This window comes from Flagellimonas meishanensis, assembly GCF_019880545.1.
Taxonomy (GTDB): domain Bacteria; phylum Bacteroidota; class Bacteroidia; order Flavobacteriales; family Flavobacteriaceae; genus Flagellimonas; species Flagellimonas meishanensis.
This window is the reverse complement of record NZ_JAINVW010000001.1, coordinates 602,844-626,504: the sequence shown is the minus strand read 5'-3', so window position 1 is coordinate 626,504 and position 23,661 is coordinate 602,844. Positions and strand designations below refer to the sequence as shown.

Annotated in this window: 19 protein-coding genes and 1 tRNA gene; 10 read left to right on the top strand and 10 right to left on the bottom strand. The window is 43.4% G+C overall.

Going from position 1 to position 23,661, the window contains the following annotated elements; all coding sequences use genetic code 11:
• Positions 1–83: 83 nt before the first annotated feature.
• Genes K7G75_RS02800 through K7G75_RS02790 form a run of 3 tightly spaced genes read right to left on the bottom strand, consistent with a single transcriptional unit; the run spans position 84 to position 4,472 of the window.
• Complete coding sequence (locus K7G75_RS02800; protein WP_222982570.1) at positions 84–1,934, bottom strand: M1 family metallopeptidase; 1,851 nt, start codon at positions 1,932–1,934, stop codon at positions 84–86.
• A 1-nt stretch (position 1,935) separates the two neighbouring features.
• Positions 1,936–3,585 carry a S8 family peptidase gene (locus K7G75_RS02795; protein ID WP_222982567.1) on the bottom strand — a complete coding sequence of 550 codons (1,650 nt, stop codon included), beginning with the start codon at positions 3,583–3,585 and terminating at the stop codon, positions 1,936–1,938.
• A 20-nt stretch (positions 3,586–3,605) separates the two neighbouring features.
• Positions 3,606–4,472 (bottom strand): MBL fold metallo-hydrolase, encoded by an 867-nt coding sequence (locus tag K7G75_RS02790; RefSeq protein ID WP_222982565.1) that lies wholly within the window; start codon positions 4,470–4,472, stop codon positions 3,606–3,608.
• Positions 4,473–4,691: 219 nt separating this feature from the next.
• Between K7G75_RS02790 and K7G75_RS02785 the strand changes: the two genes are divergently transcribed.
• Both K7G75_RS02785 and K7G75_RS02780 read left to right on the top strand, forming a co-directional pair.
• Complete coding sequence (locus K7G75_RS02785) at positions 4,692–6,530, top strand: cation:proton antiporter (RefSeq protein WP_222982562.1); 1,839 nt, start codon at positions 4,692–4,694, stop codon at positions 6,528–6,530.
• Positions 6,531–6,675: 145 nt separating this feature from the next.
• Positions 6,676–6,933: a hypothetical protein gene (locus K7G75_RS02780; protein WP_222982560.1), complete on the top strand. Its 258-nt coding sequence runs from the start codon at positions 6,676–6,678 to the stop codon at positions 6,931–6,933.
• Positions 6,934–6,955: 22 nt separating this feature from the next.
• Here the strand turns inward: K7G75_RS02780 and lepA are convergent, their stop codons facing one another.
• The gene (gene lepA, locus K7G75_RS02775; protein WP_222982558.1) at positions 6,956–8,752 is read right to left on the bottom strand and encodes a translation elongation factor 4; all 1,797 of its coding nucleotides are present in this window, start codon (positions 8,750–8,752) and stop codon (positions 6,956–6,958) included.
• A gap of 153 nt (positions 8,753–8,905) precedes the next feature.
• Here lepA and K7G75_RS02770 point away from each other — a divergent pair, with 153 nt between their 5' ends.
• Together K7G75_RS02770 and dusB are read left to right on the top strand one after the other, a co-directional pair.
• Positions 8,906–11,326: an outer membrane beta-barrel family protein gene (locus K7G75_RS02770; RefSeq protein WP_222982556.1), complete on the top strand. Its 2,421-nt coding sequence runs from the start codon at positions 8,906–8,908 to the stop codon at positions 11,324–11,326.
• 51 nt (positions 11,327–11,377) lie between these two features.
• Positions 11,378–12,370, top strand: coding sequence for a tRNA dihydrouridine synthase DusB (gene dusB, locus K7G75_RS02765; protein WP_222982555.1), 993 nt, complete (start codon positions 11,378–11,380; stop codon positions 12,368–12,370).
• Here dusB and K7G75_RS02760 read toward each other — a convergent pair.
• Together K7G75_RS02760 and rbfA are read right to left on the bottom strand one after the other, a co-directional pair.
• Positions 12,367–13,575, bottom strand: a complete 1,209-nt coding sequence (locus K7G75_RS02760) for an ABC transporter permease (RefSeq protein WP_222982553.1) — start codon at positions 13,573–13,575, stop codon at positions 12,367–12,369. The two genes, dusB and K7G75_RS02760, sit on opposite strands and share 4 nt — an antisense overlap.
• Positions 13,576–13,577: 2 nt before the next feature.
• On the bottom strand, positions 13,578–13,973 hold the full coding sequence (rbfA, locus tag K7G75_RS02755) for a 30S ribosome-binding factor RbfA (protein ID WP_222982551.1): 396 nt from the start codon (positions 13,971–13,973) through the stop codon (positions 13,578–13,580).
• A 103-nt stretch (positions 13,974–14,076) separates the two neighbouring features.
• Here rbfA and mce point away from each other — a divergent pair, with 103 nt between their 5' ends.
• From mce to K7G75_RS02740, 3 genes are all read left to right on the top strand, one after another.
• Positions 14,077–14,484: a methylmalonyl-CoA epimerase gene (gene mce / locus K7G75_RS02750; protein WP_222982548.1), complete on the top strand. Its 408-nt coding sequence runs from the start codon at positions 14,077–14,079 to the stop codon at positions 14,482–14,484.
• A 61-nt stretch (positions 14,485–14,545) separates the two neighbouring features.
• Positions 14,546–14,619: transfer RNA gene (locus tag K7G75_RS02745), tRNA-Ile, on the top strand.
• A 225-nt stretch (positions 14,620–14,844) separates the two neighbouring features.
• Positions 14,845–16,068, top strand: a complete 1,224-nt coding sequence (locus K7G75_RS02740; RefSeq protein ID WP_222982546.1) for a site-specific integrase — start codon at positions 14,845–14,847, stop codon at positions 16,066–16,068.
• A gap of 770 nt (positions 16,069–16,838) precedes the next feature.
• Here the strand turns inward: K7G75_RS02740 and K7G75_RS02735 are convergent.
• Genes K7G75_RS02735 through K7G75_RS02725 form a run of 3 tightly spaced genes read right to left on the bottom strand, consistent with a single transcriptional unit; the run spans position 16,839 to position 18,286 of the window.
• A complete protein-coding gene (locus K7G75_RS02735; RefSeq protein ID WP_222982544.1) occupies positions 16,839–17,096 on the bottom strand; it encodes a hypothetical protein in 258 nt (85 codons plus the stop codon).
• Positions 17,097–17,120: 24 nt separating this feature from the next.
• Positions 17,121–17,699 carry a hypothetical protein gene (locus tag K7G75_RS02730; protein WP_222982542.1) on the bottom strand — a complete coding sequence of 193 codons (579 nt, stop codon included), beginning with the start codon at positions 17,697–17,699 and terminating at the stop codon, positions 17,121–17,123.
• Positions 17,696–18,286: a hypothetical protein gene (locus K7G75_RS02725; protein WP_222982540.1), complete on the bottom strand. Its 591-nt coding sequence runs from the start codon at positions 18,284–18,286 to the stop codon at positions 17,696–17,698. Before K7G75_RS02725 ends, K7G75_RS02730 begins: the two co-directional genes overlap by 4 nt.
• A gap of 157 nt (positions 18,287–18,443) precedes the next feature.
• Here K7G75_RS02725 and K7G75_RS02720 point away from each other — a divergent pair, with 157 nt between their 5' ends.
• Positions 18,444–18,989, top strand: coding sequence for an RNA polymerase sigma factor (locus K7G75_RS02720; protein WP_222982538.1), 546 nt, complete (start codon positions 18,444–18,446; stop codon positions 18,987–18,989).
• Positions 18,990–18,998: 9 nt separating this feature from the next.
• Positions 18,999–19,784, top strand: a complete 786-nt coding sequence (locus tag K7G75_RS02715; protein WP_222982536.1) for an anti-sigma factor — start codon at positions 18,999–19,001, stop codon at positions 19,782–19,784.
• Here the strand turns inward: K7G75_RS02715 and K7G75_RS02710 are convergent.
• Positions 19,776–22,796: a CHAT domain-containing protein gene (locus K7G75_RS02710; RefSeq protein WP_222982529.1), complete on the bottom strand. Its 3,021-nt coding sequence runs from the start codon at positions 22,794–22,796 to the stop codon at positions 19,776–19,778. The genes K7G75_RS02715 and K7G75_RS02710 overlap by 9 nt on opposite strands.
• A 256-nt stretch (positions 22,797–23,052) precedes the next feature.
• Here K7G75_RS02710 and K7G75_RS02705 point away from each other — a divergent pair, with 256 nt between their 5' ends.
• A complete protein-coding gene (locus K7G75_RS02705; protein WP_222982526.1) occupies positions 23,053–23,661 on the top strand; it encodes a recombinase family protein in 609 nt (202 codons plus the stop codon).

Sequence of the window (23,661 nt, the reverse complement as noted above, 5' to 3'; positions counted from 1 at the left end):
TTAATATAGCGTCTTCCCAACAGGGAAATTGACCCAACCTCTGGCAAGATGTTGGCAAAAGTTATCGAAACTGCATTTATTCCCTAAGGATTGGACTGATAAACATTGTTTTCCCCATTGATATCCGCCATCAACTGGGAAGGGTCCAGAACAATTGCCTTTATCTCGTCCAGGGCCATATCCAGGGTCAGCTCATAGAAAGGGTGGGCCCATGCCCAATCTTCCAGCACGGTGCGTTTCAAATTGGGATAAGGATTATCCTTTTCACCGCGCATCATTCGCAATGGAACATAGTAAGTTTCCTGATTGCCCTCAGAATCCACCACCAAAATATCCAAAGGCATTGGCATTTCTCCAATGCGTTCCAGGGTAACCTTGGTCTGGCCCCCATCGGCCACAACACTTTGTACGCCATAATCTATCGTATTCGTGGTCTGGGTCCAATCGGTTAGGTACCAATCGAGTTCCATACCTGAAACCTTTTCCGCAGTTCTCTTGATATCATTGGGCACAGGGTGCTTGAACTTAAAATCCTCATAGTATTTCCCAATGGTCTCCATCAGTTTATCCTGACCTATTATATATCCCAACTGAGCTAGGAAGATGGAACCTTTGCTATAGGCCGCAATGCCGTAGGCAAAGTTGGTCCCGTAACGGTCTGCATGGGTGGTCTGTGGTTTTTCCAAACCTGAATTTACAAGCGCATAGTAGCCCTTATAGGCATTTTCAAAAGGATTTTCCTTGTTCTGCTCCATGATTTCATTCATGCAAAGACCGCTGATAAAGGAGGTAAAGCCCTCATCCATCCAGGAATGCTTGGATTCATTGGTGGCCAGTATATGCTGGAACCACGAATGCGCCATTTCATGCACCATGACCCCAACCAGGCTTGGAAACTCCCTTTTTCCTGTGATCAGAGTGCTCATGGCGTACTCCATACCTCCATCGCCGCCTTGCACAACGGAGTATTGCTCATAGGGATATTTACCGATGTTTTTGTTGAAAAATTCCATGGCAGTCTCGGTTTTGGGCTGCAGTTTTTTCCAATTATCAATGATTTCAGGGTCATTTTTGTAATAAAAATGAAGGGTAGGGCCATCTGCCATTTTCACAGTGTCGTGAATGTAATCTGGATCTGCCGCCCACATGAAATCATGGACATTGGGCGCTTTAAAATGCCAAGTAAGGGTCTTGCCCTTCGTCCTTACGTTGCTTCCCGGTGTCTCGTAACCATGTCCAATCTCGTTAGGGTTTTGTAAGTAACCAGTCCCTCCCACCGTGTAGTTTTTGTCTATGGTAAGCTTTACATCAAAATCACCCCAAACACCATGAAACTCCCTGCCAATGTAGGGGTTTGGGTGCCATCCTTCAAAATCGTATTCGGAAAGTTTGGGATACCATTGACTCATGGAGAGCGCGACCCCTTCCTCGCTGTTCCTTCCAGATCTTCGGATTTGTAGGGGAACCTGTCCTTCAAACGTCATGTTCAATGTTGTTTTTCCTCCTGGGGGAATGGGTTTGGCCAGACCGACGACCAAAATGGTTCCCTCTTCCGCAAAAGAAACGCTCTGCCCATCCTGCGTAAGACTTTTTACATGGAGATATCCCATTTCGCTTTCCGAAAGGGAGCTGATCCTACTTTTTCCGTCTTGCATCATTCTTTGGTCTGGATCCTTAACATGTTGTAGCCGGGCATCCATTTCGCTGCCAGGTTGAAACGCATTGAAATAAAGGTGGTAGTAAACACGGTCCAGTATATCAGGGGAATTGTTGGTGTAGACCAGTTTTTGGGTTCCTGAATATTGATAGGTCTTTACATCCATGGTCACATCCATGTCGTAGTCAACATGCTGCTGCCAGTAGGAATTGTTTTGGGAGCTTACACAAAATGTGCCGGCACAGATCGCGAAAACGAATGCTAAGGTCTTGTTCATTTTATCTTGTATTGCTGTTAAGTGTTGTTTTGCCCTTTGAAAAGCTCTCGGCCAAAATCAGGGCATTATATGCGTTGACCATTTTCCCGGATTTGGATATTTTGTCAAAGGTGGTCGCCTGTGCGGCATCTCCCGATACAATCACGGATGATTTTGAGAACAGTCCCGACTGCATGAGTATTTGCTTCACCTGCGGAGCCGTCAATCTGGGATAATATGAACGAATCAAGGCAGCCACACCGGCCACGGCCGGAGCCGCCATTGAGGTTCCTCCCTGAAAATCGTATTCGTTGTTGGGCATGGTGGAATAGATATCGCTGCCGGGAGCAAACACATCCACGTTTTGACTTCCATAATTGGAAAAAGAGGCTGTCATTTCGGAACCATAACGGCTTGTGAGCGCGCCTACGGTAATCACATTGTCCACAAATTCTGAATTGGAAAACATATGGTCGTTGGGATAATTTGGATTTTCGAGTTGATCTAAATTATTTCCATCGTTCCCAGCAGCATGTACTATGAGCACATCTTTTGAGGCGGCATATTTAATGGCGTCGTACACCCACTGCGGGTTGGGGGAAAAGGACTTTCCAAAACTGCAATTAATGATCTTTGCGCCGTTGTCCGCAGCATATCGAATGGCCAAGGCAATGTCCTTGTCGTACTCATCACCATTGGGAACCGCCCTTAAGCTCATGAGTTCCACATTGGTGGCCACACCGTTCATCCCAATACCATTATTGCGTTCCGCAGCCACTATACCCGCCACATGGGTTCCGTGGCTTTCCGTGTCGACACGGTTTTTTGGGTTTCCGTTGCCGTAGTCAAGGTCCGAAATGTCGTAGGGATCATCACCAACAGACTCTCTTCCGTTGAATTCCTTGTTGAGGTTATAGTTTACCTGGTCTGTAAAATATTCGATGCCCTTGGTCAATTCTTCCAAAACGGAAGGAATGCTGTCACCATAGGCAAACATTTGGGTCAGCACGGCAACATGCTGTTGCATTTGTTCCGTGTTGGCTTCCAGGGCAATCAAATCTTTTTTGGAATAGGTGTCTTTTCCCAAAGCCTTTTTTACGGCATCATCCGCGTTTTTGACCACCTGGAAAATCTGTTCATACTGTTGCTTGTTTTGAAGCGCAGAAGGATATTCCTGGTCCAACTTCAAACGGGCCTTGGCCCTTTCGGCAGAATCACCGATTCCCAATCGCAACATCCGAACGTATTCCAATTGCTCATTGTAGGATTCACCCAGAAAGTTATAGCCATGGATATCGTCCACATAGCCATTGCCATCATCGTCCCTTCCATTATTTGGGCGCTCTCCCCTGTTTGTCCAGAGCACATCATCCAGATCTTCATGTTCCAAATCAATGCCGGAATCCACAATGGCCACTACCACCGTTTTGCCTTTTCTGTTCTTGATGATTTCATTGTAGGCCCTGTCCAAACTCAACCCAGGAATAGTATCTGAAACGAGGTCGGCATGGCCCCAACTTTTTTTCTGGTCCTCTGAGAGCTCGGACACTTTTAAGGGTACGGTGTCTATGTTTTCGACGGGCGTGGAAACCAGTGTGGTTGCTCCGCAGCCCATGAGCAGCAAGGATGTGGCGTAAGCCAAAAACGATTCTCTAATGTGGATAAAATTCATATGTGGAATTAAAATTCAGTTTATTGTGGTTTAAAGATTTCATCAAAAGTATAGAGTTCGTTGAGCCGGACTCCTTTCTCCGTCTTTTTAAGACTGCAGATCTGATTGTGGGCATCATGTTCAAAGAACAAGAGCCAATCATTTTCGGAGGCTTCATCCAAAAATTGGGCTTTTTCTTTCAGGGTCAGCAGGGGGCGGGTGTCGTATCCCATAACATAGGGCAGGGGGATATGCCCCACCGTTGGTATAAGATCGGCGACAAAAACCAAAGTGGTTCCCTTATAATGTATATGTGGCAACATTTGCTTTTCGGTATGCCCATCCATAAAATGGATGCCGAACCCCAATTCCGATGATTTCTTAAAAGCAACCTCATGCTGATCGATGAAGTGTAGCTGCCCACTAGCTTCCATTGGCAACAGATTTTCCTTCAAAAAGGATGCCTTCTCCCGCGCATTCGGTTGTGTGGCCCACGCCCAATGGTTTTGGTTGCTCCAAAAACGCGCATTTTTAAAGGCGGGCTCATAACCGATTCGGTCTTTGTTCCATTGCACACTTCCACCACAATGGTCAAAATGAAGATGCGTCAAAAGAACATCGGTTATGTCGTCCCTATGAAACCCCAGTTTTTTCAGGGAGCCATCCAGGGTGTGGTCTCCCCACAAATAATAATGGGCAAAGAACTTTTCGGACTGTTTGTTTCCCAAACCGTTGTCAATCAAAACCAGGCTGTTGCCATCTTCAATTAGAAGGCATCTTGCCGCTAGATCGATCATATTGTTGGCGTCGGCCGGATTGGTCCTGCTCCAAAGCGCCTTGGGAACCACTCCGAACATGGCACCCCCATCCAACTTAAAATTACCAGTCTCTACGGGATAAATTGTCATTTATAAAACAAATGGCATGCAAAATAAGAAAAGACCAACGCATATGATTACAAAATAGGCTTTTATTGATTCTATTTTAACAAAAAAGAAGCTACGAATCTTCAACATAGATTTTACCCAGCCTTGAAAACTTGGGATTATAGGATTTACCAAATCTCAATGTAGGATATGTGCTTTGATTCTAAAAGAAAAACTGTAAATTTCAAAAAAACTAAAAAGATGCTGGAACTTGCAGGAATCATCATTCTTGGCATAATAGCGCAATGGGTTGCTTGGCGATTTAAGTTACCGGCCATTTTACCCCTTATTTTGATAGGACTTTTGGTAGGGCCGATAGCCACTTTGTATACCGAGGACGGCACCAAGCTCATCGAACCCATTTGGAATGGGGAAAAGGGACTTTTCCCGGGCGACGGGCTCTATTATTTTGTTTCCTTGGCCATCAGCATTATTCTTTTTGAAGGCGGACTGACCTTGAAAAGAGCGGAAATTGCCAACGTGGGACCGGTTATCACAAAACTTATTACCATAGGCACAGTGGTCACTTTTTTCGGGGCCGGCATAGCCGCACACTACATTTTTGACCTTTCCTGGCAGATTTCTTTTCTTTTTTCAGCATTGATTATTGTTACCGGCCCCACGGTTATCACGCCGATACTTAGAAATATTCCCTTGAAGAAGGATGTTTCCGCCGTATTGAAATGGGAGGGCATTTTGATAGACCCCATCGGCGCATTGGTCGCGGTACTTGTTTTTGAATTTATTAGCGTTGGTGAAGGACAGGCTTTTACAAAAACCGCACTGATCGAGTTTGCAAAAATCTTGCTTTTTGGAACCACCTTTGGATTCACCTTTGCCCATGCCTTGGGTTTTGCGATCAAAAAAGGGTTTATTCCTCACTATCTCTTGAACGTCGTCTCCCTTTCGGTGGTCCTACTGGTTTTTGTGGAATCTGATGTGTTTGCCCACGAATCCGGTCTTTTGGCCGTGGTGGTGATGGGCATGGTGATGGGCAACATGAATTTGCCCAATCTTAAGGAGTTGTTATACTTTAAGGAATCCCTGAGTGTACTGCTTATATCAATACTTTTTATCCTTTTGGCAGCAAACATCAGCATTGGGGACATGGAATTGGTTTATAATTGGGATTCTGCCATACTGTTCGCCATAATCGTGTTCGTGATTCGGCCCATTGGGGTGTTTTTGAGCGCCCAGGGTTCAAACTTAAAGTTCAATGAAAAGCTTTTTATAGGTTGGGTGGGCCCCAGGGGTATCGTTGCAGCAGGTATAGCCTCGCTGTTTGGTTCCAAATTGTTGGCCAAGGGCGAGCCGGGCGCGGAGTATATCACGCCATTGGTTTTCATGATTGTGCTCGGCACGGTTTTGCTGAATGCCACCACGGCGAGGCTATTTGCCAAATTGGTGGGCGTTTTCCTAAAGAAATCCGAAGGAATCTTGATTATTGGTGCATCGCGGTTGTCCCGATTGATTGCAAACTACCTAAAAAAGAACAATCGCCATGTAGTACTTATTGATAATAACCAAAGTAATGTGGACAAGGCCAAAAGTTTGGGACTCGAGGCCATTACTGCCGATATTTTTTCTGACAACCTCACGGACAACATTGAATTGAACGATATGGGTTACCTATTGGCACTTACCGGCAATTCGGACATAAACAATTATGCCATTGACAAGTTTCAGAAGCAGTTTGGGGAAAATGGCGCATTCCGGTTGGTGAATACGGAAGAAGTGAACGACCCCAACAAAAACCCCAAGGAAGGCCTGTTCTCCCATACGGACGACTTTATCAGGTTAATGGAAACGGTAAGAAGCTATCCGTCAATCCGAGAAATTGCTCTCAAGGACAAGTCCCACTACGACAGCCTGATAGAGATCACCCAAAAGGAAAAGGACATAATCCCCGTTTTTACCAAGTCTCCCGACGGCAGCATTGAGATCATTCCCTCCAACAGCAAGGATTTTGAGCCGCAAGGCGAAGGATACAAACTGGTATATCTGGGGAAACAGTTCGCAACAGAACAAGAAAAATCCTAACTCTTTCTGACGAGCTCGCTTCTTGTCGAGAGACTTCTTCAAGCGGACAAACCATCAATCCAACAGGCCCATACGTCAATTTGGGCACATGAGCCAATACCTCACGGACTATTTTTGGATTTGCTAAGCAAACCAAATTTTAACCATGAAGAACCTACTTATATCATTGACCATCGTATTGGCGGTCTGTTTTGTTGGGTGCTCCAAAGAAGACAATAGGAATTGCGACTCCTGTAAGACCCAAGGGGTGAAAATAGAGATTTGTGACAATGAGGACGGCACCTATACCTTAAAGGGAGGAGGGGAAACGGAAAAACTGACCAAAAGCGATTTGGGAAACCAAACCCAGAAGGCCTATGTTGAGGGTCTTTGCACATTGGGCAACACGTTGGCTGACGAATAGGCAACGCGCTGTTTGAATGTGATCAGTCGTTCAGTTTTAAAACAGCCATGAACGCTTGTTGTGGAATCTCGACATTCCCGACCTGCCTCATGCGTTTTTTACCCTTTTTCTGTTTCTCCAACAGCTTCCGCTTACGGGAAATATCACCACCATAGCATTTTGCGGTAACATCTTTCCGCAAGGCCTTGATGGTTTCCCTAGAGATGATTTTGGAACCAATGGCGGCCTGTATGGGAATATCAAACTGTTGCCTTGGAATGAGCTCCTTAAGTTTTTCACACATCTTTTTGCCAAGGGTGTGGGCATTATCAAAATGAACCAATGCAGATAAAGCGTCAACAGGCTGGGCGTTCAAGAGAATATCGACCCGGACCAATTTGGACACCCGCATTCCTATGGGGGAATAATCGAAAGAGGCGTACCCTTTGGACACGGTTTTCAGTCGGTCGTAGAAATCGAAAACGATTTCAGCTAAGGGCATATCAAAAATGAGCTCCACCCTTTCCGTGGTAAGGTAGGTCTGGTTTACAATTTGCCCCCTTTTTTCAATACAAAGGGACATTACGTTGCCCACAAAATCCGATTTTGTGATCACAGTGGCCTTTATGTAGGGCTCCTCCACGCGCGAAAGGGTTGAAGGGTCGGGCAGATCTGAAGGATTGTTCACGATAACTGGCTTCTCTTCATCCTTGGTTGTAAAGGCATGGTAGCTAACGTTTGGAACCGTGGTGATAACGGTCATGTCAAATTCCCGCTCCAAGCGCTCTTGGATAATTTCCATATGGAGCATGCCCAAGAACCCGCATCTAAAACCAAACCCCAGGGCGGCACTGCTTTCAGGGGTGAAAACCAAGGAAGCGTCATTGAGCTGTAATTTCTCCATGGAAGATCGTAGTTCTTCAAAATCTTCCGTGTCCACAGGATAAATTCCAGCAAAGACCATCGGCTTTACGTCCTCAAAGCCCTCAATGGCATTTTGCGTGGGCCTGGCCGCATCTGTGATGGTATCCCCAACCTTCACTTCCCGGGCATCCTTTATTCCTGTGATGAGATAACCTACATCCCCGGCGGAAATCTTGTTCTTTGGCACTTGGGTCAATTTCAGCGTTCCCACCTCATCGGCGTAGTACGATTTGCCGGTGGCCACAAATTTTATCTTTTGCCCCTTTGCTATTTCTCCATTGATTACCCTAAAATAGGTCTCAACGCCACGAAAAGGGTTGTAAACCGAATCAAAAACCAACGCCTGCAAAGGCTCGTTGGGGTCTCCTTTGGGCGCCGGGATTCGCTCAATAATAGCGGTCAAAATTTCACCAATGCCAATACCCGTTTTGGCACTTGCCGGAATCACGTCCTCGGGAGCACACCCCAAAAGATCTACGATATCGTCAGTAACCTCCTCCGGATTGGCACTTGGCAGGTCCACCTTGTTTAGCACAGGAATGATTTCCAAGTCGTTCTCAAGAGCAAGATATAGATTGGAAATCGTCTGAGCCTGAATGCTTTGTGCTGCATCAACTACCAACAGGGCACCTTCGCACGCCGCAATGGATCGTGATACCTCATAGGAGAAATCAACATGCCCCGGAGTGTCTATCAAATTAAGGACATAGTGCTCACCATTGTGCACATATTCCATTTGAATGGCATGACTTTTAATGGTTATGCCACGCTCCCGTTCCAGGTCCATGTTGTCCAATAACTGGTCTTGTTTTTCCCTCTCGGTAACGGACCCCGTGGAGTCCAACAAACGATCGGCCAAGGTACTCTTACCGTGGTCTATATGTGCTATGATGCAAAAATTCCTGATGTTCTTCATACAATGACCGCTAAGCGATAAACTAGGTTGATAAACCTCTGCAAATATAGGTGTTTTAGGTAGCTGTAAATCGGTTTTTTCCAATAATGAAAGAGGGCGTTTCCACTGCTCTAAAATATTTTCTTAGATTTGAATGCTAACCCCATCTGTTAAATGAAGCGCAGCACTTATGTCCTGTTAATGGCACTGTTATGTTCCAGTTATTTTGTTGGCCAGACCCACCAGATAAAGGGAAAGGTGGTGGATGAGCAAAATGTGGTTATACCATTTGCCAACATACTGCTTCTGCGTGCAGCCGACACTACTTTTGTGAAGGGCGCTTCGGCCGATGATGCAGGCCTGTTTGTTATGACCGCGGTGGACACAGGATTATACTTGTTGCAGGCAAGCTATGTGGGCCGGGGCTCTGAGCCCCTTGCATTGGACATTAGTGGCGACATAGCCCTGGGAGCGTTGATAATTCCTTTGGAAAACAATGAACTGGATGAGGTTGTGGTAACCGCACAGCGTCCAAAGCTCCAAAGATTAGCAGACAGACTGGTCTTTTCGGTTGAGAATACTGTAGTTTCCCAGGGGACATCATGGGACATACTAAAAAACACGCCAGGGGTGATCGTGAACCAGGATGAATTGTTGATCCGGGGAGAAAATGCTACCGTTTATTTGAATGATAGAAAAGTCCAATTGTCGGGGCAGGAAGTTCAGGATTTGCTACAGGGTCTTTCGGGAGCCAATATCAAATCGGTGGAGGTAATTGCCAACCCGCCTGCCCGCTACGATGCCGAAGGAGGACCGATTTTGAACATTGTGACCAATAAAAATATTGTGCCGGGATATAAGGGAAGCATTAATGGAAGCTACACCCAAGCGGTCTTTCCAAAATTCAGCGCAGGAACCAGCCACTATTACAAAACGGAAAAACTCAACTTTTTTGCCAATTACAACATAAACCCGCAAAAGGAGCTGTTGAAAACGGATAAAGGAATCAATTTTCAGGACAATAACGGGCAGGTGTTCTCCATTTGGGACACCAAATACAATAGAACACAAGAATCGCAATCTCAAAATGTGAACCTTATCGTGGATTATGATTTTGATGACCGCAATAGCCTAAACGTGACATCAAATTTGATTTTTAATCTAGATCAGGAACAACAAACCCGGTTGAACAACGCTATCAATAATGGTCTAGGTCAGCTTGACTCCACCTTCACCACACGGAACAATGCTACCTTGGACAACACCAACTTGGCCTTTGACCTTACTTACGTGCACAAACTAAAAAAGCCTGGTGCCAGCATTACCATGAACGGACATTATACCTATTATAGCGGAGACTCTTTCCAAGATTTGACCTCGGATTATTTTGACTCCAACGACGATTTTTTGCGCACTTTTGGTTTTGATTCCGATTCGCAGCAGGACATAGAAATTTTCACCGGACAGATTGATTATGCCTCGCCCATTGGGAACGCATCCCTAGAAACGGGCGCAAAAATATCGTCCATCAGCTCTCAAAGCAACGTGGACTTTTTCAACTTTACCGGAGCGAGCAACACTGTAGATGCTTCCCTGTCCGACAGGTTCAATTACGAAGAAAATGTTTTTGCGGCGTATTTCAGCCTTGTGAAAAACTGGAAAAAATGGTCAATTAAGTTTGGGCTAAGGGGAGAATTGACTGATGCGGAGGGTGTTTCCCTGACCCTGAACGAAACAAACACCCAAGACTTTTTTGAGCCTTTTCCATCCCTGTATTTGCTTTATTCCCCATCGGACAACCACAGCTTTTCCTTCGATTATGGAAGAAATGTGGACCGCCCCAAGTATAGCGACCTGAACCCCTTTCGCTTCTTTTTTAATGAGAATGACTTTGAAGAGGGGAATCCAAGGTTGACGCCAAGCTTTGGCAATAATTTCAATCTGAACTATACGTTGAACAGTGAATACTTTTTTGATATCTACTACAGGGACAACGGGCGCAATATTGCCGACCTGGTGTTTCAGGACAACACCAACCAGACCTTGGTAGAGTTGAAGCAGAATGTATTGGAAAGCAAATCGTATGGACTGGATTTTACCATTAGCAAAACACTGACTGATAATTGGTTTTTGTACGCCTATACTTCGTTGTTTCATGAAGAGGAAACCTTTTTGGCAGTTCAGAGCAACAATCAGGAATTCACCAACGAAGTTGATGGGGTATATGCCTACCTGGCCAATTACCTTACCTTATCAAAAGACGGTACATTTACAGGAGAGCTTGCAGTTTCCTACATTTCACAGTTTTTGTTCGGATCCTATATTTCGGATGAGCAACTGAATCTGACATTGGGCCTGAGAAAGTCATTGTTCAACAATAGGGCGGTGATTTCGGTTGCGGCCGAGGACATTTTGGAACAATATGTTCCCACTTACACATCCAGATATTTGAATCAGGATAACTTCTACAGAAGACGACCGGAAACACAGTTCGTCCGTTTTGGGTTCACCTATAATTTTGGGAACTTTAGACTGGAGGACAACCAACGCGACATCGACAAGAACGAGAGGGAAAGGCTCAAAAAAGAGGAATAGATTTCCGGTATTGGGGCATTTTGTATTTTTGCAGTCCAATAGAAATGAGATTTGATAAAGATTGCCAACATAGAACTTCCCGATTTTCCGCTGCTCTTGGCGCCAATGGAAGATGTGAGCGACCCGCCTTTTCGTGCCCTGTGCAAGGAGCAGGGAGCCGACGTGGTCTACACTGAGTTCATTTCCTCGGAAGGATTGATAAGGGATGCCGCCAAAAGCATCATCAAATTGGATATTTATGAGAAGGAACGGCCCGTGGGCATTCAAATTTTTGGCGCCGAGCTTGACTCTATGTTGCAGGCTGTTGACATTGTTGAAAAGTCCAATCCGGATATTATTGACATCAATTTTGGCTGTCCCGTAAAAAAAGTGGTCTGCAAAAATGCAGGTGCGGGCATTTTAAGGGACATCCCATTAATGGTAAAATTGACCGAAGCCCTTGTAAAACGAACCAAATTACCGGTTACCGTTAAAACCCGGTTGGGTTGGGACCACAACTCCATCAAAATTGTGGAGGTTGCGGAGCGGCTTCAAGACGTGGGCATAAAGGCCATTTCAATTCACGGTAGGACTCGGGTACAAATGTACAAGGGAGAAGCGGATTGGAGGCCCATTGCCGAGGTAAAGAACAACCCAAGAATGCAGATTCCAGTTTTTGGCAATGGCGATGTGGATTCTCCCGAAGCTGCCAAAAAGATGAGGGATGCATATGGTCTGGATGGCGCCATGATAGGACGGGCCAGTATTGGCAACCCTTGGTTCTTTAAGGAAGTGAAGCACTATTTCAAAACTGGGAAACACCTACCGCCGCCCACCATGGAGGAACGGGTTGATGCCGCACGAAGGCACTTGCAAATGTCCATTGATTGGAAAGGCGAAAAACTGGGTGTTTTTGAAACAAGACGCCACTATACGAACTACTTCAAAGGGATTCCACATTTTAAGGATTATCGCATGAAAATGGTGACCAGCGATGACGCTGTCGATGTTTTTGCCGCTTTTGATGAGGTGCTGGAAAAATTTGGGGACTATCAATTTGCCTAAGCGGCAATCAACTTTCGGGTTATCCTGCTGCTGGCGATTTTAGAGGAAATAACACCCAGGACCACGATTGTCGCCAGCACCAACAACACATTCATCACATTATATTCCACCGGATAAGCCAGTGAAGGGGTTATTTTGAGCCATTGGAACAGTAATTGGGAGCCGATTAAAAGAGAGCCGATCATCACGCCGATCAGTCCGCCAAAAGAGGTCACCAAAACCCCCTGGATGAAATACACCTTCCGAAGTTCTTTTATGGTAGTGCCCAAACTGAAGAGTGTCTTTGAGTTTTGTTGCTTGTCCAGAATCATCATAATGATGGCTCCGACCACATTGAAAAGGGCAATGATCAGCACCAGGGTAAAAATAAGATAGGTGGCCAGGTTCTCCGTGTTCAGCATTCGGTACAGGGTGCTGTTCAGTTCACGTCGCGAAAGCACCAGAACATCGCTTCCAAGAATGCCTCTTAGTTGGTTTTGCACATCTTTTAGATCAGCAGTTTCCCTCAATTTAAAGTTGATTCCAGACACCTGCAAACTATCCTTTTCCAACAACGCCTGCACCAAAGGAAGTTGGGCAAAAACGTACTTTTTATCCAAATTCTCTTCTACGGAATACACGCCGCTCAGTGTCAGGCTCAATTGATTGTAGGGTTTGGAATTGAACCCTTGGCCGGTGATTGAACCCTTTCCAGGTTTGGGCACCAGTACGGTCAACGGGCTTCTATAATTGTTGAGTGGAACGGCAAGTTGGTTGTAAATCCCGATACCGGTCACCGCATCAAGTTCAGACACGCCCCAATTTCCAAAATAAAGAGTGCTGTCCACTCCCGTGATATGCCTATAATTATCATCCACCCCCTTGATATAGGCGATACAACTTTTCTCCCTAAAGGTGAGATAGGCCCGCTCTTCAATTTCTTTGGAATAGCCAATCAAACCGGGTATTGCTTCCAAAACGTTCTCATTGTCGGCAGAAAGCGCAAAATATTTTCCCGTAGCCGGAATCGCCTTGACGTCGGGATCAAAAGTATTGGTAAATGAAAGGCTGAATGTCTTAAGGCCCGCAAATGCGGAAAGTACTATAAACAATGCTGCCGCACCGATCACAATAACCAAGAAAGTGATAAAATTGATGATGTTCACCGCATTTTGGTTGCTTTTGGAGACCAAATAGCGCTTTGCGATGTAAAAAGCGAAGTTCAAAATCAGGATTTCTTTCGTTTATCCAGCAAGTCCCGGTTTTCAATGGGATTTTCATCCCCTTTCAGGGATTTTTCTATCTTATCGATATATTCCAGGGAATCGTCAAGATAAAAGTTGAGTTCTGGAACCCGGCGCAATTGGTTTTTTGTTCGCTGCGCCAATTCATATCGAATGCCGACTTGGCTGGCTTTTATTCCTTCCAACAGCGAGTTGGCTTCCTTATTGGGGAAAATGCTCACATATACCTTGGCCAACAACAAATCAACGGTCACATAGACTTTGGAAATGGAGATCAAGGTCCCCTTGAGCCCACCATCGGTGGCGGCCCGTTGTAGGATTTCAGCCAAATCCCTTTGTATAATTCCAGCTATCCTTTTTTGCCGTTGGGTTTCTTCCATGGCACAAAAATAAGCGATTTAATGACTAACCTCATGATATGATACCCAAACAGTGTGTAATTTTGCACTATGGCACCATCGCAAGATGGGAAAAGGGCAAAGTATGGACAAAATTGAACACATCGGTATAGCAGTTAAAAACCTGGAAGTTTCCAAACAACTATTCGCAAAAATCTTTGGGACCCAACCGTATAAGGAGGAAGAGGTGGCTTCGGAAGGGGTAAGGACCTCTTTTTTTAAATCCGGACCCAATAAGGTGGAATTGCTGGAGGCCACAAATCCCGAAAGTCCCATCGCCAAATTTTTAGAAAAAAAGGGAGAAGGTGTTCACCATATTGCCTTTGCCGTGGAGGATATTGTTGCTGAGATTGCCAGATTAAAGGGTGAGGGCTTTGTAATATTGAATGAAACCCCAAAAAAGGGAGCGGATAACAAACTTGTTGCCTTTTTGCATCCCAAAGGTACAAACGGGGTGCTGGTGGAGTTATGCCAAGAGATAAAACAAGGGTAGAGGTATTTAAAACCTTGCGCCAAAGCAAAATAAATGGTAATATTGCATCCGCAAAATTGCGGGTCCTATAGCTCAGTTGGTTAGAGCACCTGACTCATAATCAGGGGGTCCCTGGTTCGAGCCCAGGTGGGACCACCGGGAGATTTCAAAATTTCTCTAATAGCCTGAAAATGAACTGTTTTCAGGCTTTTTCATTTTCATTGGTTTCATATAAAACCATATGAAATCAACCGTTCTGGTGAGTGATTCGGTGAGTACTTTTTTATTCGCAAAAATGCTGCCCAAACTATGTTAAAGAATTGACTGTCAATTCTTTGTTCGGATTTACAATCGATATTAAAAATCCAAAAAATCACAGTTATGGAGGCAAGCAACACATTTTCCATCCTTTTTTACCCAAAAACCAGTGACGCCGACAAGAACGGAATGTCCCCTCTTTTTCTTCGAATCACGGTAGATTCCAAGAGGGCCGAACTCAGTTTAAAAAGAAAAGTGGATCCCGAAAATTGGTGCCCAAATTCGAGCAAGGTCAAAGGAAGGGGATGGATACCGGAAGAGATCAATGGTTATCTTGATGAGCTCAGAACACGGATTCGGCGTATCCAAGGAGACTTTGTGGCACAGGCAAAGCCTTATACGGCATCGATGCTAAAAGGGCGTCTGTTGAACAAGGGCAACGAACTCAAAACAGTACTGTCAATTTATGATGGGCACAATGCCAAAGTGAAAAGTTTGATGGGAAAGGATTATACCTATAGCACCTATAGAAGGCATGTACGGACTCGAGACCATTTGGAAGGATTCATCCGAAAAGAGTATGGACAGAATGATTTTTTTATCAAGGATGTAGATCTAGGGTTTGTTACCCGGTTTGAGCAATATCTCCATATGGTCGGTGCAGGGGGCCATAATACGATTACCAAATATGTGACAAATTTCAAGAAGATAGTGCGGATGGCATTTGCCAACAGTTGGGTCGCCTCTGACCCTTTCTTCCATTGGAAGGCCAAATGGCAGAAAACCGAACGGGAGGTACTGACCGAGGTTGAACTACAAACATTGATGGAGAAGGAATTCAAATCGCATCGTTTGGAACGGGCAAGGGATGTTTTCATTTTTTGCTGCTTTACAGGTCTGTCCTATGTCGATGTCAAAAAATTGACAAGAGACGATATTTCAATCGGGATAGATGGTAGGCATTGGATAAAGATTTTGCGGACAAAGACCAAGGTCAAAAGTACAGTTCCACTTTTGCCAATGGCGGAAAGAATATTGGAGAAGTATAAGAATAACTCGCCCAATGCTGAAAACGTGCATCTGCTTCCGGTATTGAGTAACCAAAAAACTAATCAGTACCTAAAGGAAATCTCGTCATTGTGCGGAATAAACAAACGGATTACCTTTCATCTTTCCCGGCATACCTTTGCCACTACTGTTACCTTGGCAAACGGGGTCCCAATCGAATCGGTGAGCAAGATGCTTGGGCACCAGTCCATAAAGACCACCCAGATATACGCCAAGGTGCTTGACAAAAAACTTATGGAGGACATGGAATTGGTCAGGAGTAAATATGCCAATGCTTAAAATGGTTGTCAATCTCTTAATAAAACTGAAAAAAAGAACAGTACTCTTTTGTTTTTAAAACCCAAATCTTACCCAAAAACTTTGCGAATGGATCCTGTTCCAATTTTATAGCATTCGGAAAGATAAGCGTGAAATAAAATTGGAATAGGGCGCACAACCTATTTTTGGATGTGAATAGTTGGTTTGGCAGTGTGCGAAATTGGGATGCGAAGTAGGCCAATTTTGTACAGCGAGAGGGTAGCACGCTAAAGCGGTGCTACGTTGTCCAATTTCTGGCTGAAAGGCCAATGAAATTGGAACTTTTGGCAGTTCCTTCTCATGAAGGAATTTTATTTTTTTGCTGTAAAAACTCTGGAACCCCCTAAAAACATTGAAAAAATTTACAGTAAAAACTTAGGAATCCAGAACACAGCAAAAGAGTTTTAATGGTTGACTGGGAAATATCGGGAAACAACTATTTTTTAATGTTCTTTTTTAAGAATTGGGTCAAATCCTCTCGAAAGCCCTAAAAACAAAGGAAAAAGTTGACCCATTTTGCTTGGAATTCTATCTTTTGCCTCGCTCAGTAAATTAGTTAAAGGTAAGATTTGGGGCTTGCAGCACTTCACTTCGTTGCGTTTGCCTTTGTGTCCAATTCATTTTGTGATATGTGTTTTTCAAGCCAACGTTTAGCGTCCTTCAAATTAACCTTTTCGTGTACTAAGGTAAGTTTAGAAATAGGCATGGGAAATTGAACTTTAAGAAAATATCAAAATCTAGAAAAACAGTATTTAAGGATACACCTGATAACAATCATCCGGGTCTCCAGTGGGCGGACAATATGAGGCTTTACAGGCACTTCCCTGTTTTTCTTTTGCAATTTCCACGCATCTTGACTCAGAGACAAAAGGATGATTGGTCTGTACAAAAGGTTGACTGGTGCCAAATCCCCCACAACTTATGCTGCAATTCCCGCCTTCTCCGTCTGATGTGCAGGAAAGGGATAATAGCAAAACTAGTATTGAAAAATATTGGAAAAGAGGTTTCATGATATTTGGTTGACTAGGTTAAAATCATTCTTGGATAATGCATGCTGCGGGTTCCATCAAACTCGCTTGTAGATTTTTGTTGAGTATTTCGTAGTCAAAGAAAGTTCCCAGTTCATCCTGTCCCATTTTCTCTTCAGACACTTTGTCCGAGGAAAAATATACTTTGACATAGGCCACAGGCTGGGTGGCGAACAATTGCATTTGCTCGGCACTTATTTTGTAATATGGACGGTTGATTTCGGTTGTGACAGGCAACGTGAACTTGCCTAGCAATGTCCTGTTGGGATATAGAGTGATAACACTTTCGTCCTGAAATCGAACGATGAGCGGGTTATCTTTTAAAATATCGATTCTTCGGCCCAATTCCCGGACCAACACCAAAGATAGGTAGTAGTTTTCCTCTGATTTCACAAAGTTGGCAGATGCAGCTTGGCTGAATTTGGAGAACAAAGGTTTTAGTTTGGTGGCCTTAGTTATTTTTTCTTCTTCAAAGTGCTTGTTTGCCTTTCGCACCCTTTTTTCGGAGTATTTGCATTTTTGCCCAAAAGACATGGTACAAAGGCATAGCGCCAATATGATGGTAAAACGTGAATGTTGTTTCATATTTTCATTGTGATTTTAATGGTTGCAACACCTATTTCTGGTGAAATGTCGAATTGTAATGGAATGTGAAGCCCAGCAGAGTTTTTATTCAGGTATACCGATTTCCATTTGGGTACCAGAAGCCCAACCAAAGCCCCTAAAACAGCTCCCCCGCCTGTCATGGCCAAATAAAAACCAGCATCCTTTTCCCGCGGACGTCCCAATGGATCGGTATCCAGATCTATGAGCAGCGAACTTAAAGCTCCGGTTGCTGCGCCAAATGATGTCCCTATCAGCACATGATTTCCTTTAGGAACTTTTATGAAGTCTACCGCATCAAGCATCATACTTTGCTGTGCACCGGTTTTTGAATCCATAAAAGATGCCTCTGTCGCCCTGATTGTAAAATCCTTTGCGTTAATGACTTCATGATCTTTCAAGTAGACCTTGGCTCTGGGATAATGGTTTCTTTCCTGGGTCTGTGCCATCCCCCAGAATACCATTAGGAATGACAATAGTGTAAAAACAGCATACTTGATAGTATTAGCTCTAGTCGTACATAAGGCCTGCGATACTGCGCCAAAAAATGTGTCCTTCTTTTTTAGCATTTGTGTATTTGTTTGGTTAAAGCATACTATGCTAACCTATAGACTCCGAAAAGGGCTGTTTTTTCCCGACGTTCAAGCAAAAAGGTTTAAATGACCAAAAAGGTCATCGGGAAAATTTTATCTATTTTGTAGTCATTAAACCGACACCTCGACCTCAATGGGTAGATCTATTCGAAATGATGATGCCGATGTTTTGTGGAACAATTATTTAAAAGGGGATAGGTCCGCGCTCAAGGAACTTATTGGCAGGTACAATGATTCGTTGCTCATGTTCTTGCTGGGAAAGACCAAGAACAGGGAAATCGCAAGGGAGGTGGCCCAAGAGGCATGGCTCAAAATGGCCAAGCATAAAAAGGGCATTAAAAACTTCAAGGCGTATCTATACAAGGTCGCATCCAATGTATGGGTAGACATAAACACCAAAAATAAAAGAATAAAGAGTGTCGAGAATCCTGCACCGGCCATCAATGGGATAGCGGTGCAGCCAGAAGCTTTAAATAAACTGGGAGCAGAGGATATTGCCAAAATGTGTCGCTCCTGTCTGACAAATGCAGAGTATGAATTGTGGAACCTGCATTGTGATGGATATAACAGCGAAGAAATATCGCAGCGCCTTTCGATTCAAAGAAAGACAGTGGACAACAAAAAATCCATCATCCGAAAAAAGTTGATATTGGAAATTAAAAATTATACAAATAGTTAATGTGGTCTTATGAATGATCTTTCAACCAATAAAGAGCATATAGCATTGGAAGTACTTATCGACTATGTCGATGGTATTTTGGATGCTACATCTCGAAAGAAAATCGAAGAACACATCAAAAACCATCCGGAGAGTTCGGAAATTGTGTACAACATTAAATGGTATTATGAAACCTATGGTCAGGACAGGGAGAAACTTGAAAAGTATTTGCACGAAACAAAAAAAGGAATACTAGCGGCCTTGGATGTGGCCTTGGAAGAACCATCGACCGAACACCCAAAAGTACGTCCATTATGGTATCGAATCTCAAGCGTTGCGGCGATTGCAATTTTTTTGATAATTCCCACTGTTCTTTTATTGAATAGGACGAAATCCAAAGCCGACATTTTGGAAGACCACCTGTCAGCACCATACGATAACCCACCCATTACCAGAGGTGAGCCCGACCAAAATTCAATGCTATGGAACCAAGTAGCCCTTGCATACGGAAACCAAAATTATGGTGGTGCCATTACTTTCTTAGAGGCCATAATCGACGAAGGAGAAACACTTTCAATGGCTCACTTTTATACCGGTCTTTGCTATCTGTATTTAAAAGACCCTGAACCGGATAAGGCAATACAACACTTGCAGAAAGTTGTGGATGGCGAAAACCCATTTACGGAACCGGGTCTATGGTACTTAAGTCTGGCCCATCTACAGAACAACCAAGAATCACTTGGCAGACAAACCCTGAAAAGCATTACCGGTTACAAAATGGAAGAGGCTCAAAAGTTGCTCGCTGAATTAGACTGATGAGTTGCCCAAGGATTTTCTTTTTCTGATCAGGATCAGCACAATTAACCCCGCCAATAGTGTTGCGACAGCATAGGCATAGGCTGTTGTGTTATGGGATTCAATATTTAGTGGTCTGGTATTTCCATGGACCACAAAACCTGCCCAAAAATAAGGATGCTCGTACAGCGGAATTTCCACATTTTGGAGATAATTCAATTTGGCCTTTTGCAATGCCTCGTCAATTGGCAGGCCAGCGGTGATTTTGTCATAGAAATCAATCATGGGTGCAACGGTGGTTTCATCTGGTACTTTCCATAAACTGGCAACCAAACTTGGACAACCTGCATAGGCAAACGCTCGAGAAAGACTCATCATGCCTTCTCCTTTGTTTATTCTTCCGAAACCGCTATCGCATGCGCTCAACACGGCCAAATCGGCATTGAGTTCCAAATTATATATTTCCACCGCGTTTAAATGACCATCCTCATTGCTTTCCTCATTTTGGGTGAACATTAAATTGGAAAACATCGGGTCGGTATCATTCAAAAGGCCATGCATGGCAAGATGAAGTATTTGAAATTCACCTGCAGTTTTCTTGAAAACCTCTTCAGTGGCAGAAGAACCAATAAAAGCTTTACCCCGTAATTTTTCAGCAATACCGCGAACCTCCTTTTCCGCTCCAGGTAGACCCATCAAATCTATATTGTCACTAGGCGATGTTGGCATAGCTAAGGTATAATCCGATGCATATCCTCCAAAAGTTGATTTTCTTCTTTGACTGGAATTGGATTTAGGAGTTTCTATTGAATTTCTTAAGAATTTGGACGAGTACGCATAACCTATGGCATAATCTTTAATAAGGTAGTGCAAATCTTTGTAGTTAAAGCTACCGGTATCGGCAGGGGTGCTTGATAGCATAGCTTCAAAATTCAGGTAACTCAACTCCCCGTCCGGGATCACGATGATTTTCTTTATGGATTGTTTTGCCCCATCCAATGTTTTCTTTAATAGCATCCTGTATAAACCGTGGGCAGCTTCCGCAAAAGCTTTTTTGGTTTTTGGGCTGGCTTCCATTACTTGTCGATAGTTTGTCAGACCTTCCCTGAAATCCTTTATCCATTTTTTATAGGCCGCTGTTTTCTCAATGTTGAAGACGTTAAAATCATCTTGTGTAACGCTAAAAAGATATAATTGATTTTCCCCAACAAAGAATTCCAACAGCAGACTATGTTTGTCCAACAGTTCTTCTTGTACATCTTCCATCGAAAATTCATCCACACCATACTTTAACTGATGATATCGGCCATATCGATGCTCAATTTCTTCCCGAATCGACTCATATGCTGTTCTGGTATGTAACAGTTTGTCCCTATACGCTTTTGCCCTTGCAGAGTCTCTTTTTTTAATTGCTGAATGCAGTTCACCTTGGTAGAAAGCCAATTTTATATTCAGTGTTTTTTCTTTTTCAATAACACCATCAGGAACCCCTGCGTACTTCTTGATTTCGGAATATTTAAGTTCCTGCAGTAGAAGAAAGGCCTTGCTTTCTTCCGAAAATTCGAACGCCTTTTTTAAATACTTCTTGTCCTTACTCCGTTTAAAAAGTTCATGGGAAAGCTCAATAGACTTTTCGTAGATCGGAATCGATTTTTCAATAAGCTCTTGCTTTGAAATAGATGAGGTAATTTCAAATTTGAACTCGTCAATCAGTTCCAAAGCGGTTTTACAGGTAGCAAAACTGTTCTCTAAATCCAAAATATTCTGATTCGTGCCTTTTTTATAGCGGGATAACAAAACCTCTGCCTTTGTAGCCAGCAAATCCAAAGCAATATTTTTTGAGGTAATTTCCTGCGCGGTGGGATTGGCATAAATGTCAGCTTCATTGATATCCTTGGATAAAGCTGACAAACCTTTTTGAAAATAGGACAGGGCGTTGCCCCATTGGTTCAGTTTTGCGAAGTACAACCCAATGATATGACAAGAGCTTGCATATTCCGGATGGTTTGGGCCTAGCACCTTGTTTTGAATTTCCAACCCTCTATTGAAATAGTCAAAGGCCTTTACTTCTTCCTCAATGGCTCCAAAACTTTTACCCAAATTAATATAGGTTGTGGCCACATAAGGATGATTGGCAGGCAGGGCATCAATGAAAATATTCAGCGCTTTTTCATGGTAGCTGATGGCTTTCCCAGCATTTCCATTATTATGCCAAGCCGCTCCCAAGTTATTATAAAAAATACCAGCATACACATGTTTTTCACCAAGTAGTTTAATCAAAACTTCCAATGCGTTTTCATAGGCAACAATGGCCTTGTCGTACTGTTTTTGTGCATCCAAAGATTTGCCAAGATTTGAGTATCCTATTGCCTTAAATTGATTTTGTTCCCCTGTTGCATTTTCCATGACGTCCAATGCCTGTTGAAAATATTCCTGGGCATTTTTAAACTCCCCTATACTCAAGTAAATGGCACCGATATTAGTATAGTCTTGGGAAAGACCAAAATCATTGGGGTCTAACGATTTGAGTCTTGTGTCCAATCCTTTTTTCGCAGTAATCAAAGCATTTTCATAATCGCCACGATACTTATAACTGACAGATAAGCTACTATAGGTCTGGGCTATTTTGGGATGGGTATCACCCAAGGTCTCCAATCGGATTTTTAAAGCCTTTTTGTAACTGTCAAACTGTTTGTCATAATCTCCCTGTCTACTCCAATCGAAACCAAGATTTTGATAAGTATCTGCTATTTCTGGAACTTCTCCCAGTCTTTCCAGTCCAACAGATAGTGCCAGTTGTAGATATTCCTGAGCCTCTCTGTGTGCTGATATCAAAGTATGACACGCCCCTAACCCGTTCAATGATTTCACATAACCCGGCCAATAAGTTGCTTTTTCATATCCTGTCAGTGCCTTTTGATAATAAATAATGGATTGTCTATAGTCAGCAGCATCGCCATACTTGCGGGCTTTCAGGTAGTATTGATGAGCTGAAATGGTATCTAGGTCCTGTGCAAAAGTTGTTTGTGTCATGATTAGGACGGCAAAAAGCACTCTGCCTAAAATTTTTACCTGATGAAAACAAATTGTTTGATGAACTTTCAAAATATGAAACGTATCAAATTGTTGCACTGCGTGGAAAAGTTAAGGTACGACAATATATGTCTTACACAAAATCCACCGTTTTACTGAACTTTTCCCAGATTATGGGTTCTCTATTTCCATAAAGTCTATTTGTCCGTACTAAATAAATAGTCTACATTTTTACCTTTATTTAAACTTAACCTATATGATTTTTGGATATGCTAGGGTAAGCACCCAGGAGCAGAATCTGGACCTGCAATTGGATGCACTCCTCAAGGAGGGGATTCCCCAAAAGAACATTTTTACCGATAAGGTCTCGAGCACCAAAGAGGAACGAAAGAGCCTCAAGAAGTTGTTGCACTATGTCCGAGAGGGTGATACAATCATAGTTTGGAAACTGGACCGATTGGCCAGGAGCCTGATTCATTTTACCAAGTTGATGACAGAACTGGAGGAAAAGAGGGTGAGGTTCAAAAGTATAACTGAACCCTTTATTGATACAACAGAAAAGTCTTCACATTCAGAATTTATTATCAACATCTTTGCAGCTTTGGCCCAACTAGAACGAGACATCATTATTGAAAGAACAAAAGCTGGTCTGGAATCAGCAAGAAGACGTGGGAAAATTCTTGGCGCACCAAAAGGAATCAGTAAGAAAAATAAACAAAAAGCTGTAATTTGTGAAGAGTATTTCAAAGAAGGAAAATTGACCGTTTCTGAAATATGTGAGCGATTGGATATTTCAAGAGCAACTTATTACAAATATCTAAGATTCAGGGGTTTGTCTGATAGTCTTAGACCTTATACTAAATAA

What these genes read in the sequence shown, in the direction of transcription:
- K7G75_RS02800 (WP_222982570.1), bottom strand. Translation starts at nt 1,934, where the DNA reads ATGAACAAGACCTTAGCATTCGTTTTCGCGATCTGTGCCGGCACATTT.
- K7G75_RS02795 (WP_222982567.1), bottom strand. Translation starts at nt 3,585, where the DNA reads ATGAATTTTATCCACATTAGAGAATCGTTTTTGGCTTACGCCACATCC.
- K7G75_RS02790 (WP_222982565.1), bottom strand. Translation starts at nt 4,472, where the DNA reads ATGACAATTTATCCCGTAGAGACTGGTAATTTTAAGTTGGATGGGGGT.
- K7G75_RS02785 (WP_222982562.1), top strand. Translation starts at nt 4,692, where the DNA reads ATGCTGGAACTTGCAGGAATCATCATTCTTGGCATAATAGCGCAATGG.
- K7G75_RS02780 (WP_222982560.1), top strand. Translation starts at nt 6,676, where the DNA reads ATGAAGAACCTACTTATATCATTGACCATCGTATTGGCGGTCTGTTTT.
- lepA (WP_222982558.1), bottom strand. Translation starts at nt 8,752, where the DNA reads ATGAAGAACATCAGGAATTTTTGCATCATAGCACATATAGACCACGGT.
- K7G75_RS02770 (WP_222982556.1), top strand. Translation starts at nt 8,906, where the DNA reads ATGAAGCGCAGCACTTATGTCCTGTTAATGGCACTGTTATGTTCCAGT.
- rbfA (WP_222982551.1), bottom strand. Translation starts at nt 13,973, where the DNA reads ATGGAAGAAACCCAACGGCAAAAAAGGATAGCTGGAATTATACAAAGG.
- mce (WP_222982548.1), top strand. Translation starts at nt 14,077, where the DNA reads ATGGACAAAATTGAACACATCGGTATAGCAGTTAAAAACCTGGAAGTT.
- K7G75_RS02740 (WP_222982546.1), top strand. Translation starts at nt 14,845, where the DNA reads ATGGAGGCAAGCAACACATTTTCCATCCTTTTTTACCCAAAAACCAGT.
- K7G75_RS02735 (WP_222982544.1), bottom strand. Translation starts at nt 17,096, where the DNA reads ATGAAACCTCTTTTCCAATATTTTTCAATACTAGTTTTGCTATTATCC.
- K7G75_RS02730 (WP_222982542.1), bottom strand. Translation starts at nt 17,699, where the DNA reads ATGAAACAACATTCACGTTTTACCATCATATTGGCGCTATGCCTTTGT.
- K7G75_RS02725 (WP_222982540.1), bottom strand. Translation starts at nt 18,286, where the DNA reads ATGCTAAAAAAGAAGGACACATTTTTTGGCGCAGTATCGCAGGCCTTA.
- K7G75_RS02720 (WP_222982538.1), top strand. Translation starts at nt 18,444, where the DNA reads ATGGGTAGATCTATTCGAAATGATGATGCCGATGTTTTGTGGAACAAT.
- K7G75_RS02715 (WP_222982536.1), top strand. Translation starts at nt 18,999, where the DNA reads ATGAATGATCTTTCAACCAATAAAGAGCATATAGCATTGGAAGTACTT.
- K7G75_RS02710 (WP_222982529.1), bottom strand. Translation starts at nt 22,796, where the DNA reads ATGACACAAACAACTTTTGCACAGGACCTAGATACCATTTCAGCTCAT.
- K7G75_RS02705 (WP_222982526.1), top strand. Translation starts at nt 23,053, where the DNA reads ATGATTTTTGGATATGCTAGGGTAAGCACCCAGGAGCAGAATCTGGAC.